Source organism: uncultured Moraxella sp. (genome assembly GCF_945873075.1).
Lineage (GTDB): Bacteria > Pseudomonadota > Gammaproteobacteria > Pseudomonadales > Moraxellaceae > Moraxella.
The window spans coordinates 1-15246 of sequence record NZ_CAMCBS010000031.1 but is presented as its reverse complement, the minus strand read 5'-3'; the positions used below and the strand labels follow the sequence as shown (position 1 = coordinate 15246).

Genomic DNA, 15246 nt, shown 5'->3' with positions numbered 1-15246 from the left:
ACGACCGCTAGACGCTTGGCAGGCGTGCCGATTCGCTTTGTGGATAGTGAGTTTGCCACCATCGATGATGTGCAGATGGCTGTTTGATGATGGGTGATGGGGGTGATTTTGATAAATTGCCCTTTAAAATTGCCAAAAAATCAAGTATGCTTGGTGTTAGGATTGAGTAAGGTTTAGTTAAGTTAGGATGGAGTTTATGCCAAGTCAGATTGCTCGGCAAGCATTCTTAGTGATGCTGTCATCGGTGGCGGCGAGTGCTTATGCGTCACAAGTAGATACAGCCAACGCCAGTGACACGACGGTCGCTGATACAGCAGTGAGTCAGGTGGCGGATAATGCCGATGCCATTGTTACAAATGATGTAGAAAATCGCACTTGGGTGGACAAAAAACACGCCCAAACTAAAGATTGGCTGGGTCGCACAGCGGACAGTGTTGATGGATGGTTTGGTAAACAAAATCCCAAGGATCCAGCACGCCTAAGCCTGCGTGTGATGATGGATACCACATGGAATGAATATGACGGCACCAGTATCAAGCCACGCATCCGCGCCAAGGTAAAGCTACCTACTCTAGAAGATCGCTTGAGTATCATGATTGGTGATGATACGCTCGATTATGAGCAGACTGGCGAAGGGGTGCATAATGACGAGCGAGTCAATACCCCGTACGAAAAAGACAAGCGATTCGACTCTCGACAAACTCGAGAAGACAACTCATCGCTTGCGGTTCGATGGTCAAAATTCCGTAAAAACACAGGTATCGATGTCGATGTCGGTTTGCGTTCAGATGATCTGTTTGTGCGTGCTCGCTACAAAAAAGACTGGCAATTTGCCAATGACTATTTTGCACGCTTTGAGCAGATGTATCGCTATGGCAGCCAAAGTGAGCATACTGCATTGACGACATTCACCGTCGGTCAGCCACAGTCGGATACACGCACGATCGCCAACCGCACTCGCCTATACTACACGCACGATGGCGATGAAGATATCGAGTGGGGTAACAGCCTGTACCAAGAGCATCTTTGGCCGTCTCGCTTGGGTGAGCGCACGCTCAGCTACGGCATCTACACAGGGGGTAATATCGAAGATAAGCAGGCGCATCTAAACACCTACGGCCCCTATGTCAGCTATCGTCAGCCGGTGTGGCGTGATTGGTTGTTCTTGCAAGGTGATGCCAGTTATTATAATAACAAAACCGAAGATCGTGATCATCATGTCTCACTGTTTGGTCGTGTAGAAGTGGTGTTTTGATGGTTAAATGGCTTGGGTAATGTTAAAAAAGGCTTGTATGATACAAGCCTTTTTTATTTAGATATTCTAAATTCCAAGCAAACGACAAATCACCCCATAATGATCTTCGAACATCTGACTGGCATCCAGCTGTGATAAGGGCAGCCAAAAGGCACGGCGAGCATCATCACTTGCTTTGATATTAGGCAAATTAGGATTGCTTGGCAATTCAAAATAATACGCCATCGTCACCGTGCGAGCACGGGCAGAGCGTTTGGGTGCATCAAACAGCTGGCTTGATACTAGGCTATTTTTTAAGATATTTTTATCAATATCAATACAAGTCTCTTCGATTAACTCTCGTACGCAGGCGTGATAAAAATCTTCAGTATTATCGACAAATCCCCCTGGCAGTGCGTACAGCCCACGACCGTACTCACCGCCCCGCTCAATCAGCAGAATATGCCCTGACTGCACGACGACAGCATCAGCAGTGATAAAGCTTGGTGGATAAGGCGCATCACGCCATGCGTCTTGGTAGGAGTGGATGTGGTCAAATTCTCGTTTGAGATTGGCATAATGGTCGGTTTGGCGAAACGCATCCAAAAACGCACGACTGGTGTCAGTCAGCACCGCACTTGCCGTGTGATAGGCGTGCAAATCATCCCCAAAATACACATGACGCAGTGGCGTGGCGGATAAGCCATTGTAATTATCCACCATAAAACTGCCATACTGCGGGAATAAGGCAAGATAGTATGAGCTGTCGTCTTTGGCGTGCCCGATGATGGCGATTTTTGGATTAATGGTGCTGGCGGTGGCATCGGTGATGGCTTTTTGGACGCCGATGAGCCATTTGTTATCATTATAAGTGGCGTCATGAATACCGACACAGTGGATGCGTGCGGCATCGGTAGGCGCAAAACTGCCCAAAATCATCGCCGTGCGTTCGCTTGCCGTAAAGGGGTTTTTTGGGGTGCGTGGCGAATTGGCTGAGCCGACTAGGATGATGACTTGTTTGGCGTAGTTCAGGGCAAGCTGGACGACATGCTGATGCCCTTGATGAAATGGCTGAAAACGCCCAATAAAAACCAAATAATCAAATTCAAAAGCATCACTCATATTTTATCCAAAAATCACAAAAAATTTCTTGATTAATCTAGAGTATGTTACCATATAGGACAAGTATTTGTATCATTCAAAGAGAATTTTTATGACAGAATTAAGCAGCAACATCAAAATCACCGACTCTGCCCAAGATTATCTAGCAGAGCTACTTGCCAAGCAGGAAGTTGAAGGCATTGGCGTGCGTATCTTTGTGGAGCACGCAGGCACACCACGCGCTGAGTGCTGTATGTCGTATTGTCAGCCTGATGAAGTGGACGAAGACGATTTGCACATCACTTATGACAAATTCACCGCACACATCGATGCGCCAAGCATTCCTTATCTGCATGATGCGGTGATTGATTATAATAAAGACCGTTTCGGCGGTCAGCTCACTTTCCGTGCGCCTAACTCAAAAGTGCCACAAGTCGGCGAAAATGCTAGCATCGAAGAGCGTATCAACTATGTGCTACAATCAGAAATCAACCCAAATCTTGCCAGTCATGGCGGTTCGGTTGAGCTACTTGAAGTCATCGAAGATGAAGCAGGTCTGACAGCAGTGCTTAAATTCGGCGGTGGCTGTCAAGGCTGTTCGGCGGTGGATGTGACCTTGCGTCAAGGCGTGGAAGTACAGCTTAAACAATCTATCCCTGAGCTAACCCAAGTGGTGGATAGCACCGACCACAGCGTGGCGGATAATGCGTATTATAAGTGATGAATTAATTATTAATTTATTGAAATTATAACAAAATATCCATCATCATGCTGTGATTGATGGGTATTTTATTGGATGTATGATGCATGATTTGCACAAGAAGTTTAAAAAAATCAACCGCCTATATTTATAAGCGGTTGATTTTTTTTGCTTTTATGATGGTGTAGCTTATAGTGTTTTGGTTTTAATCGCTTGATAGTCTGCCACACTTAGGCGGGGGCCGAACTGACTGACGATGGCAGCGGCGACTTCGGCGGCAAGCTTACCGCAGACGGGCAATTCTAGCCCTTCGGATAAACCATACAAGAACGCACCGGCGTAGTTATCGCCTGCACCGTTGGTATCGACGACTTGGCTGACGGCGACGGCATCAATGTGATGCTCGATGATGCCAGTATCGCCACGACAAGCGATGATGGCAGGCTTGTCTGAGTTGGTGATGACCACAAGGTTGCTGTATTTGAGCAGGGCATTGACAGGGTCGGCTTCGCCATCTGCTTCGGCAAATAGTGTCGCTTCTTCAAAGTTACAAAACACCGCATCCACGCCACGGTTAAGCATGGCTAATAGACCATCTTTGGCGAATTTGACCACAGCAGGGTCGGCAAAGCTGACAGCGACTTTGACACCGTGCTTGCGTGCGGTGGCGTGTAGCTGAGTCAGTGCATCGCTGACCGATGGCGACATGGCAAGATAGCCTTCTAGATACAGCCATTTGGCACTGCTAAGTGTCTCAAAATTGACATTATCCGCACAAATCTCGCTACTGGTGCCCAGATGTGTCTGCATGGTGCGCTCGCCATCAGGGGTGACGAGCACCGCACATGAGCCTGTGATACCATCACGATGTACCGCAAAGTCTGCATCGACCGTCACGCCTGATGCTTCAAGGTCGCCCAGATAAAAATCACCCATCTCATCACCACCGACACGGCAATGATAATAAGCACTACCGCCCAGTGAAGCAAATGCCACCATGCTGTTTGCGGCACTACCACCACCGGCTTGTTTGGCAGGGGTGATGCCTTGTTTGGCAAGTACTTCAAACAACGCTGCTTGGGCATCAGCATCCGCCAAAGTCATATTGCCGCGAGTCAGACCAGTGGCAGCTAGGGCATCTTCGCTTAGGGTAAATTCGGTATCAACTAGGGCATTACCAATGCCGACGACATCATACATAGCTTTCTCTTTAAAAAATCTAAAAAACACAATCAGTCAAGCAGGCCAATATCTTTGACCCACTTGACTGATTATCAGATAAAAAATTAACGGTTATTCGGCAGCCAACTGCACAACCAATAAATCACTATCAACATCAGGCAGGATGCTGTCAGCAGTTGCGCCTGCAATCCATGCCGACAGTCCAGTGCGCTTGTGGCGACCGATGACGACCAAATCCACAGCGTGCTGATCGCAATAATCCACGATGCCTTTGCGACCTGAAATGGCGGTCTTGATATTGACATGGTGCGCTTGCAGATGGTTGCGGTTTAGGACTTCGGCTAGGCGAACCCGAGCTTTTTGGCAGCGTTCATCATCAATCTGCTCATGCAGTGCCGATGCTGGAATCAGCTCATAGCCAAAGCCGAGCATGGTCTCTTCGACGATGTGCAAGACGGATAATTGGGCTTGTGGTTCTGCATCCAAAATCCACTTGGCTTTTTGTGCGACCAAATCGGTATCGTCTTTTAGGTCAGTGACTAGCAGTACATGTTGGTACATAAACACGCTCCTTTTGCTGTTTTGGTTGCCAATTTTCCTATACTTAGTATAACAAATATAAAGCGATAATTCAGCTGATTTGTGCAAAAATTTAGTATAGATTGTCAGGGCTTTGTAATAAGTCCATTAATTTTGGATTGATGAACAGTTTTTCTTTGCCGACCTGCCGTTCGGATAGGATGCCAATTTCGACCAGTTTTGATAAATAGCTACTGGCGGTTTGCCGTTTGGCGATGCCTTTATCGACCAAATTGGCGATGCGACAATAAGGCATTTCAAAAATCACATCGACAAGCTCTCGGCTGTAGATTTTTGGCGCTTGCTCTTGGATGGTCTTGGCGGTGATTTGGTACAAATCTTTGATGGCAAGAATTTTGGCAGTTGTCCAATCACTGGTTTGCTTGATGGCGGTCAGCATATACATCAGCCATGATTGCCAGTCTTGATGTGTGGTCACATCGATTAAACCGTGATAATAGCCCGCTTTGTTTTGGATAATATAGCGACTCAGATATAAAATCGGTGAATCTAATAAGCCTTTTTCGATTAAATATAAAATATTCAGCACACGCCCTGTACGACCATTGCCATCAAAAAAAGGATGAATCGCTTCAAACTGGTAATGTGCTACCGCCATCTTAACCAAAGGGTCGAGCTCGTCATCGGCGTGTAAAAATATTTCCCAGTTTGCCAATAGCGCCTTGATTTGTTGTGGGTCATCTGGGGGCGTGTAGATGGTCTGCCCTAAGCGGTTTTGAAGCTTAGTGCCGGAATGGGTGCGAATGTCTAGATGTACGCCTTTGATGGTGCGACAAATTTGTAGCGCAGTTTGGGCGGTGAGTGGACGGTTTTTGATTGCCAAAATGCCATCATACAGTGCCGTGCGATAGCGAAGTGCTTCTTTGGTTGCGTGGTCGGGTGCATTGTCATCATAAGCATATTGAAAAAGCTTATCGGTTGTGGTGATGATATTTTCGATTTCGCTACTGCCTTGCGCTTCAAGCAAGGGAATGGTGTTAATCAGCATCGCTTGATTGGGAATGAGTGCGCCTGCTTGCTTAAGCCCTGCAAGGCTTGCACGAGCTTCCACGCATAGCTTAAGCACGGCTTTGGTTTCAATATCTGCTAATGGTGGTAGGGGCGGTAAATGGTTATAAGGTGTATTGGCATCAAATGTCATAACTTGGCTCTCATGATGATATTTTTGCATTTTATCAACATGAGTGACCTGTAATGATGATGGCGTGTACATGACAGCCTTGTCATGTCGATAAAATTGGATTTTTTCGATAGGTTGTGATTATTATGTCGAAAAAATCCAATTTTGTAAATATAAAATCATCACATCAAAAGCGACACACCGCCACGATTATCCCGCAGTTTGGCGATGGATTCGGTTGTGCCATCGATGGTGAGTAGATACACATCACAATTATCAGGGCGGATGGTCAGCTCAAATGTGGCAAAAGTGGATTTATCAAGCACCTGCTTGCTGTCTTGGTGAAGTAGCTGCCAAATCAACATCCCAATCCACATCCCATGCCCAAAGACCACATAACTGCCGTCCGCCATCTCGCCAAAGGTCTGCCGTGCCGTGCGTACTCGCGCCACAAAGTCATCAAAACTATCCGTTTGTTCGCTGTCCTTGTGGTCATTTGACATCCGCCAAAACGCCTGCGCCATCGTGCGAATCTCGGATAATTCACGCCCGCTGATACGCTCAAATGTCAGCATATTAAACTCCTGCAAACTTGGTATGACGGTGGCATCAAAGCCAGTTTTGTGTAGATACGGCAAAGCAGTCTGATGTGTGCGGATATAAGGTGAGATAAACACACCGTTGATGGTTTCTTGGGATTTTGCCAAATAATCACACAGCCAGTCGCACAGTGTCAGCGCTTGAGCTTGTCCAAGTTCGGTAAGATTAATCAAGTGATTCTCACGGATAACCAGTCCTGCATTGGACTCGCTTTGCGCATGGCGGATTAGGTAGAATTTTTTCATAATAAATCAATCATTGGTTGGGTATCAATCGTATATGGCGTGCGTTTAACGGGTAAATCTTGTAAATCATATCAATCGCTGAATGATAAAGCTGATGATAAGCCAAGCACGCTGATAAGTTTTGTTGCTTTGTCATCATCAGACGCCCTAAATGCAGGCTTTTGTGTTAAAATAACGCACTTTTATCATGATTTGTAAGCATAACAAAAACTGCCCAAAGATACCACCTTGGCAAGCAGATATTTAGGATTGATATGACCATCTCAACAAAGGCGATGACGCCATCTACTTTTACACCATCCACCGAGCTACACCCAAGCTTTGAGCTGCTTGACACTCGCCGTATCGAAGCACTCGACATCACCGTTTTGACCACTCGCCATCGCATGACAGGGGCGGTGCATTATCATTTGGCGTGCCAAAATAGCGAAAACGCCTTGATGATTGGCTTTGCCACCGTGCCGATGACTTCTCGTGGCGAAGCGCATATCCTAGAGCACGTGGTACTGTGCGGCTCTGAAAAATACCCTGTGCGAGATCCGTTTTTTAGTATGATTAAACGCTCGCTCAATACCTTTATGAATGCGATGACGGCCAGTGATTGGACGGTATATCCCTTTGCCAGTCAGAATAAAAAGGACTTTTTTAACCTATTATCCGTCTATACCGACGCGGTATTTTTCCCCAACATTCATCCGCTGGATTTTGCCCAAGAAGGTATCCGCATCGAGCTTGATGATGATGGCAAACCACAGTACCACGGCATTGTGTTCAATGAGATGAAAGGGGCGATGAGTGGTGAGATTGATCAGTTGTATTATGCACTGACACCGCACCTATTTCCTACGACGACTTATCATTATAACTCTGGCGGTGATCCTGCCGAGATTCCAAAGCTTAGCCATGCTGATTTGGTGGCATTTCACCAAGCGCATTATCATCCGAGCAACGCCATCATCATGAGCTTTGGCGATATTCCTGTGTCAGAGATTCAAGAAAAACTTCATAATGATGCCCTAAGCCGCTTTGATGACACGACTCGTCCTGCCCAAGGCAAAAAATTCTCATCATCACTTGAGACACCGCTCACCGCCCCTGTGACGGTAGCAGATACTTATAGCAGTGACAGCGATGGCAAGCAGATGACGCACCATGTGCTGGCGTGGCTATTGCCAACCATCACTGATCCAAAGGTGCGTCTATCACTGCGTTTGGTCGAAGGGGTGTTGGCAGAGCATAGCGGTTCGCCTTTGCGTGCATATCTTGAGAGTCATCCGCATGGCACAGCACCAAGTCCGCTACTTGGCTTAGATGACAGCCATTATCAGATGGTGTTTTATGCTGGACTGCGTGGCTCGGATGCCGAGTATGCCGATGCGGTGCAGCAGGGGATTTTGGATTTATTAACTGATATTGCCAATCATCCGATTGCTGATGATGTCATTGAGACGATTTTGCACCAGATTGAGATTGATCAGCGTCATATCGGTGGCGATAGTATGCCCTATGGCTTGACCTTGATGCTCGAAGGCTTTAGCACGGCGATTCATGGCGGTGATCCGATTGATGTGTGGCAGATTGATGAGCATTTGGCATGGCTCAAGGACAAGGCGTTTGAGCCAAACTGGGTGCAGTCATTGATACGCACGCACTTGATTGACAATCCGCACCGAGTGCTACTGACTATGAGTCCTGATACGGATAAGGCAGCTCGCTTGATTCGTGATGAAGAGATGAAATTGGCAGAGCTAGATACACAGCTCACTGATAACGACCGAGCCACGATCCGTCAGCAAAGTGCGGATCTGCAGGCTCGTCAAGCCACCCCTGATGATGTCAATCTACTGCCGAAGGTGGATCTGACCGATGTGCCAAGCGATGTGGCATTTACCCACGCCACGCATACCACGCTTGCAACAAATATGGGCGATGTGCCTGTACATCTGTATCATGCGGGTACGAACGGGCTGTATTATTATCAGCTGATTACGCCATTGACTGGTGAAGTCGCTGATCAAGTGCTCAATAATCCGCTATTGCCACTGTATCTGGCGCTATTATCCGAAGTGGGTACGATCAAGCATGATGCACGCAGTTTCCAAGCGGTGCAAGCATCGCACTCATCAGGGGTGACGGCTCGTATCAGTCAGCGTACCAGTATCGATGATAAAGATCAAATGGGTAGTTATTTTGTGCTTGCTACTCGTGCGCTCAATCGCAAAACCGAAGCCATTGCACTGGTGTCCGAAGTGCTAAACGATACCATCTTTAGCGAAACTGATCGCATCCGTGAACTACTGCAACAAAAACAAAGCGGCTGGCAGTCTCGTCTGTCGGGCGCAGGGCACGCCTATGCCATGCAGACGGCAGTGCGTCAGATGAGCCGTCAAGCAGCGATTGAGTATGCCTATTCGGGTCTGCCAGCACTAGCTACGCTCAAGGCATTTTTGGCGCAGGCAGCCCAAGATGATTTGCAGTGGCAACTGCTAACCGAGCGACTGACAGCGCTACATCAGGCGATGATGAGCCTGCCAAAGCAGGTGCTACTGGTGTGCGAAGAGACAGCGAGCGAGACACTATTGCCAATCATCGCCGATCAGCTATCGGCACAGCCAAGCAGTCAGACAAGCTCACCATCAAGCACGCCGATGCTATTTGATGAGCTTAGCCATCTACTGCATGATGATAGCCGTGAAGACATCGCATGGCTGATCTCCACCAATGTCCATCATAACGCCGCTGCCTATCCTGCCACCACATCAGGTCATGCTGATACGCCTGCTTTGATGGTGCTTGCGCCATTTTTACGCAATGGCTATCTGCACAGTGCCATCCGTGAAAAAGGCGGTGCTTATGGCGGTGGTGCAAGCTTTGACAGCAATTCGGCATCGTTTCGTTTCTACAGCTATCGAGATCCGCACTGCCAAGAGACCTTTGCACACTTTGCCAAGAGTATCGATTGGCTGCTCACTACCGAGCATGATGATGAACAGCTGACCGAAGCCATCTTGGGTATCATCGCAGGCATGGACAAGCCGGGTTCGCCTGCTGGTGAAGCGGTCAAGTCCTGCTTTAGCGAGCTGCATGAGCGAGATCAAGCATGGCAACAGGCGATGCGTGCCAAGATTTTGGCAGTGACCATCGATGATCTCAAGCGTGTGGCGATGACTTATCTGAAGGACAAACCACATACCAAAGCCACGCTTGCCCCGATGGAAAAAGAACAAGCCATGAGCGAGCTTGGTTTTGTGATTAAAAAATTGACATAATAAAAGCGGGCTTTGGCTCGCTTTTTTTGGGTGGGTTTGTAATGGGTGATTGGTTGGGTGTGATTATTTTAAAATGCAACCCAAACACCACATCACCATTTCATCCCGATACTTTCGGCGCAGGCATAGCCGCTTGCCCACGCCCAAGCAAAATTATATCCGCCAAGCCAGCCTGTCACATCAAGCACTTCACCGATGAAATATAGATTGGGCTGTAGGCGAGATTCCATTGTCTTGCCCGAGACATCACGAGTATCGACACCGCCACGAGTGACTTCAGCGACTCGGTAGCCTTCAGTGCCACTGGGCTTGAGCGTCCAAGCGTTCAGCGTTGTGGCGATTTGGCGTAGGGTGTCATCTTTGAGATTGGCAAGCTCGGTGTCTTTGTGCGCTTGCCATAGATGATTTTCGAGTGCGGTGAGTAGTTTTTTGGGCAGGATACCTGCCAAAGCGGTGCGTACAAGCTGTTTTGGATGTGATTTTTTGGCGGATAATAACAGCTCGGTGATGTCCGTCTGCGGTGCTAGATTGATGGTGATGCTCTCGCCTAAGTGCCAGTAGTTGGACAGCTGGAGCATGGCAGGGCCAGATAGTCCACGATGTGTAAATAGCAGTGGCAGTGTGAAGCTAATCTTATCATTGGATGCGATGACATCTAGGCTTAGCCCTGCTTGTGATTTTATCAAATCGCCTGTGGCATCGGTAAAAGTAAACGGCACTAAGGCGGCTTCGGTCGGGACTATTGTGTGCCCAAACTGCATCGCCACCTGATAGCCAAAGCCACTTGCCCCAAGTGTCGGAATGGATAGACCACCTGTGGCAATCACCAGATGCTGACATTGATAAGTGGTGGTTGTGCCGTCTTTTTTGTGGGTGGTGCTAAGTACAAAGCCGTTATCATCGGTGGCACGAATGCTATCAATGACAGTATGCAGATGGATACCGACGCCAAAGTCTTGGCACTGTTTTAGTAGCATATCTAAAATATCTTTGGCACTGTCATCACAAAATAGCTGTCCATGCTCTCGCTCATGATAGGCGATATGGTGCTGATTGACTAGGGCGATAAAGTCATCACTGCCGTATTTGGACAGGGCGGATTTGACAAAATGCGGATTTTGGCTGATAAAATGCCGTGGCTCAACTTGGCGATTGATAAAGTTGCACCGTCCACCGCCTGACATCAGGATTTTTTTGCCGGCTTTGTTGGCGTGGTCGAGCACGAGCACCGATTTGCCAAAGCTTGCCACATTGAACGCACAAAACAGCCCCGATGCCCCTGCACCGATGATGATGGTATCGACTGTATGGCTCATAATGCGTGTCCTTGATGGTGGTTGGTGATGGCTTGGCAAATCTGTAAAGCTTCTGGTATCTGTACTGTCGCCAAAATCGCTATGGTAACATTTTTGCCACCCAAAAGCATTAACCATCATCGCCAAAATCCACAAAACTTATGGCAAATCCTGTCAAAATTAGGTATCATAAAGCAAATTTCTTGAGTGTGATTATGAGTACAGACACACCGCAGACCAAGCCTACATCGGTTTTTAATCTGCCAAACAACCTAACCATAGCACGCATTGTGATGATTCCTTTGTTTGTGGCGATTGCCTATTGGCCGCCGGCACTCGGTATCGGCGTGCCTGCGATTTCGGATAATGCCATCGCACGGCTTGGGATGAGTGAGTTTAGCGACAGTTTGCTGCGTCATTTTGTGCTGACTTTGGTGTTTGTGCTGGCGGCATTGACTGATTGGCTTGATGGCTATTTGGCGCGTAAGATGAATATCACATCGGCATTTGGTCGCTTTCTTGACCCTGTGGCGGACAAGCTGATGGTCGCAGCGGCGCTGATTGTGCTGGTGCAGTGGCATCCAAATATCGTGATGGCGACATCGGCAATTGTTATCATCTCTCGTGAGATTGCCGTGTCGGCACTGCGTGAGTGGATGGCGGAGCTTGGTGCACGCACGAGTGTGGCAGTGTCATATGTAGGTAAGCTTAAGACCACTTTCCAGATGGTCGCCATCACCGTGCTACTGCTCAACTGGGAATCGCTTGAGATGATTGGCTATACGCTGATGGTGATTGCGGTGATTTTGACCCTGTGGTCGATGATGATTTATCTCAAAGCCGCTTGGCCGTATCTTAAGCAGCCGTGATGTAGATGATAAATGTGATGATAAAAAGTCGGGAGTATTGCCCGACTTTTTTGTTTGGGTGAAAACTTGTTTGCTTGTCTGGATGACGGCTTGTTTAAGGTGCTTTAGCCGCCCAATCGCCGTCCCATATCATGCACCACCCACGCAGGGCCGATGAGCAAAAATTGCAAATCTTCAAAGAATGACGGCTTAGCGCCTTCGATTTTATGCCCGACAAATTGCCCAATCCAAGCGGCGACAAACAGCCCTACCCAAAACCACACCGATACCGGCAGATAATAGACAATCATCACGCACAGCGCCATAAACGCCAACATCTGCACAAATAACACCAACGATAACCGCAAATAAAAGAACAGTACACCTACAGCAATCACCGCCAATAGTGCAATATGTACATGATACAATAGCGCCACGATACATAGGAAAATCACCGGCACGCATAGCCAATGGATGGATTTGTTGGTGGGGTTTTGATGGCTGACGGCATAGTCATCAAGCCATGATTGTAGTGATTTTTGACTGACGAATAATGACACGGTAACTCCTTTTATTGACACTTCCAAGATTGTCTATACTGTACCAATTTTTGGACAATTTTCAAAGGATTTTTGCAAAAAATAAAGACCGCCACAGGGGCAGTCTTTGGCTGTCAAGGGATGCCTTTGGCGAGCTGTTCACTGCGATACCAGCCGTACAAACCCACCACTGCATTGACTTGATAAATCACTGTCTGTATGGCAAAGATGGTGTTGCCCGTCATGATATTGACGATAAGCCACACGGCATTGACTAGAATCCATAGCCACCAGTTGAACGAATAACGCAAAATCATCGTCGCCTGTGCGGTGATGGATAGTACAAAGCCAATGACATTAATCCAAAAAAAGTCAATCATCCCCAAAAAACGACTGCCATCATCGCTGATGACACCATAGCCCTGCGCCTGTAGCCAGCGGTTAATCGCAGGAAATAGCAAAAGCCCTGCGATGATAAAGACGATGGTCAATAGCCAGACATATTTGTTGGCGGATTTTGGCACCATATCGCCATCGGCATCGGTGTTGCTTGCCCAGTATTTGACCCCATAAGCATGGCTAAAGAAATTGAACAGTGGCGCAAGCATCAAGCCTACCGCCCCTGATGTCGCCTGTACCACCACTTCGCCTGCGGTGGCAAGCATCCCAAGCCCATTGCCTGCGATATTTTTGCGAAAGCTTAAGCCCACGACGCACAATAGACCAATGATGGATACCGCAAAATAAAACCAGTCGAGTGCCGTCTGCTCGGTCGTTGTCCAAAACCCAAAAAACAACGCAAGCAGTCCACAGCTGAACCAAATCAGCACCCAATACACGCTCCAGTCGTGCTTGCCAAAGCCAGTGATATTATCCAGTAGTGCGATTTTCATAGGGTGGCATCCTTTGGGTGTCGTGTAGAATAAGTCGGCATCTTGCCAAGTATGTGCGTATCAATCCACAAGACGGCTTGTTGATAGCGTGCGTGATAATTATCATCATCAATCACATGATGGCGGATGTCATGTCGAGCCAAGATATCAAGGAGCGTCTGGGCAAAGTGGCTACGAGCTTTGGTATCGCCAAGACGACGCATCCCATCGGCGACCCAAGCGACATTATTATCCAAATAAATGGTGAAATCTAAGCGAAAATTATCGGCAAGGCTTGCCACCACAGGGTGCGTGCGTTTTTCATATACTTCACAAAATGCCTGCGTCGTCGCAAAATCCGTATCGACAAGCGTAATGGGTGCGGTGGCAGCAGCGGTGGCATCCGTGATGGCTTTGGCGTGATTGATGGCAATCGGCAGATAATCACTGTACTGCAAGCCAAGCTCCGTACCGCCTAAGTGCGAATGGGTATAAAGCCGTCCCATCTCAAGTGCGACAGTTGCGCCATAGTGATTGGCAAGCTTATGAATGAGTGTGGTTTTGCCCGAGCTTTCGCCACCGACGATGCACACCGTCTGCGTATAAAAATAGCGACACGCAGGCGCAAGGCGGTCAAAATTCATCAAAGGATTGGTCTGTATCATCAAGCCATCATCTAAGGTGGCGGCGATGATGGCGGTCGGATAGGTGGATTGGCTCAAAGGGTGCTTGCTTGCGATGATGACATCATCGAGCTGTAAGGCTTGGCAAATCGCATCAATGCTGTGATTGGCATGGCGGCTGCTACGATAATCAAAGTCCACACTGGATAAGCCAAGACTTGCCACCGTATGCACTCGCACAAAGGCAAAATGCTGACACGCCACCTGCACCCATCGGGCGACATCACTAAGATTTGGCGTGCGACCGCTTGGCGTGGCGATGCCTGCGGGTGCGGTGATGACGATATGCAAGGTGTTGGCAAGCTTGCTGGCGTCGTTGATGTCGGCAAGATGACCCAAATGCAATGGGGCAAAATCACCGATGAGTAGGGCATTGCTCGCCTTTGTCATCTTGTCATCCTTTGTAAAGCTATGTTGTATTTTGTATAAGGGGGTGTTTTGCGCTTGAAATTGTTGATAAGAGCTACCATCTAAGTAGCAAGTCAGCTGGCAATGCACGCTTTGTACAAATATTACAAATTAACATTATACCTAAGTTGCATATTGCTGGCAAGTCATCGTTAATAACGACTAACAATTCATTATGGCAATCATCATACGGAGTGATTATATGGCAAAACTCATCAAACTTCACCGCTCACAGAACCATCGCATGATTGCAGGGGTGATGGGTGGTATCGCTGAATATTTGGGATGGTCGCCAACGATGGTGCGCCTAGCTTTTGTGATTATCTCATGTGCAAGTGCCGCCGTGCCGGGGATTTTGATTTATTTGGTGCTGTGGCTGATGATGCCAAACGCCACGCCGGCATCGTATGCAGATTATGGCGTCTATCGTTCGTAATGGATGTTGAATTTGTTCTGTGATATCCCATAAAGATGTCCCACAAAATCCGCCAAAATCTTGAAAAAGAATGGAAAAAATGCCCGTTGTTTAGTACAATGGGCATTATTTTTT

The 15246-nt window shown here is 47.8% G+C and carries 14 protein-coding genes; 5 read left to right on the top strand and 9 right to left on the bottom strand.

The genetic code is table 11. The features are described 5' to 3' along the window. The first annotated feature begins 196 nt into the window (after window positions 1–196). The gene (locus tag Q0N89_RS08805; RefSeq protein ID WP_294035483.1) at window positions 197–1255 is read left to right on the top strand and encodes a hypothetical protein; all 1059 of its coding nucleotides are present in this window, start codon (window positions 197–199) and stop codon (window positions 1253–1255) included. A gap of 66 nt (window positions 1256–1321) precedes the next feature. Here the strand turns inward: Q0N89_RS08805 and Q0N89_RS08800 are convergent, their stop codons facing one another. Then, window positions 1322–2356 (bottom strand): bifunctional nicotinamide-nucleotide adenylyltransferase/Nudix hydroxylase, encoded by a 1035-nt coding sequence (locus tag Q0N89_RS08800; RefSeq protein WP_294035481.1) that lies wholly within the window; start codon window positions 2354–2356, stop codon window positions 1322–1324. A 91-nt stretch (window positions 2357–2447) separates the two neighbouring features. Here Q0N89_RS08800 and nfuA point away from each other — a divergent pair, with 91 nt between their 5' ends. Beyond that, entirely contained in the window at window positions 2448–3056 is a 609-nt protein-coding gene (gene nfuA, locus Q0N89_RS08795; protein WP_294035479.1) for a Fe-S biogenesis protein NfuA, read from the top strand. Between the two features lie 168 nt (window positions 3057–3224). Here the strand turns inward: nfuA and Q0N89_RS08790 are convergent, their stop codons facing one another. From Q0N89_RS08790 to Q0N89_RS08775, 4 genes are all read right to left on the bottom strand, one after another. Further along, window positions 3225–4235, bottom strand: coding sequence for an adenosine kinase (locus Q0N89_RS08790; RefSeq protein WP_294035477.1), 1011 nt, complete (start codon window positions 4233–4235; stop codon window positions 3225–3227). Window positions 4236–4328: 93 nt separating this feature from the next. Then, complete coding sequence (locus Q0N89_RS08785) at window positions 4329–4778, bottom strand: universal stress protein (RefSeq protein ID WP_294035475.1); 450 nt, start codon at window positions 4776–4778, stop codon at window positions 4329–4331. A gap of 91 nt (window positions 4779–4869) precedes the next feature. After that, entirely contained in the window at window positions 4870–5958 is a 1089-nt protein-coding gene (fic, locus tag Q0N89_RS08780) for a protein adenylyltransferase Fic (protein ID WP_294035473.1), read from the bottom strand. A 161-nt stretch (window positions 5959–6119) separates the two neighbouring features. After that, window positions 6120–6782: a histidine phosphatase family protein gene (locus Q0N89_RS08775; protein WP_294035471.1), complete on the bottom strand. Its 663-nt coding sequence runs from the start codon at window positions 6780–6782 to the stop codon at window positions 6120–6122. A gap of 275 nt (window positions 6783–7057) precedes the next feature. Here Q0N89_RS08775 and Q0N89_RS08770 point away from each other — a divergent pair, with 275 nt between their 5' ends. Beyond that, window positions 7058–10051, top strand: coding sequence for an insulinase family protein (locus Q0N89_RS08770; protein ID WP_294035485.1), 2994 nt, complete (start codon window positions 7058–7060; stop codon window positions 10049–10051). A 92-nt stretch (window positions 10052–10143) separates the two neighbouring features. On the opposite strand, the gene Q0N89_RS08765 is transcribed toward Q0N89_RS08770, so the two are convergent. Next, window positions 10144–11367 carry an NAD(P)/FAD-dependent oxidoreductase gene (locus tag Q0N89_RS08765; protein ID WP_253222940.1) on the bottom strand — a complete coding sequence of 408 codons (1224 nt, stop codon included), beginning with the start codon at window positions 11365–11367 and terminating at the stop codon, window positions 10144–10146. Window positions 11368–11561: 194 nt separating this feature from the next. On the opposite strand from Q0N89_RS08765, the gene pgsA reads away from it, so the two are divergent. Continuing rightward, window positions 11562–12215: a CDP-diacylglycerol--glycerol-3-phosphate 3-phosphatidyltransferase gene (pgsA, locus tag Q0N89_RS08760; RefSeq protein WP_294035468.1), complete on the top strand. Its 654-nt coding sequence runs from the start codon at window positions 11562–11564 to the stop codon at window positions 12213–12215. Between the two features lie 104 nt (window positions 12216–12319). Here pgsA and Q0N89_RS08755 read toward each other — a convergent pair whose 3' ends face one another. The 3 genes from Q0N89_RS08755 to nadR form a co-directional block, all read right to left on the bottom strand. Then, window positions 12320–12754 (bottom strand): DUF962 domain-containing protein, encoded by a 435-nt coding sequence (locus Q0N89_RS08755; RefSeq protein WP_253222942.1) that lies wholly within the window; start codon window positions 12752–12754, stop codon window positions 12320–12322. Between the two features lie 113 nt (window positions 12755–12867). Then, window positions 12868–13626, bottom strand: coding sequence for a nicotinamide riboside transporter PnuC (gene pnuC, locus Q0N89_RS08750; RefSeq protein ID WP_294035466.1), 759 nt, complete (start codon window positions 13624–13626; stop codon window positions 12868–12870). Continuing rightward, window positions 13623–14786, bottom strand: a complete 1164-nt coding sequence (gene nadR / locus Q0N89_RS08745) for a multifunctional transcriptional regulator/nicotinamide-nucleotide adenylyltransferase/ribosylnicotinamide kinase NadR (RefSeq protein WP_294035464.1) — start codon at window positions 14784–14786, stop codon at window positions 13623–13625. Before nadR ends, pnuC begins: the two co-directional genes overlap by 4 nt. Before the next feature lie 112 nt (window positions 14787–14898). Here nadR and Q0N89_RS08740 point away from each other — a divergent pair, with 112 nt between their 5' ends. Continuing rightward, complete coding sequence (locus tag Q0N89_RS08740; RefSeq protein ID WP_253222945.1) at window positions 14899–15132, top strand: PspC domain-containing protein; 234 nt, start codon at window positions 14899–14901, stop codon at window positions 15130–15132. The last annotated feature ends 114 nt before the right edge of the window (window positions 15133–15246 follow it).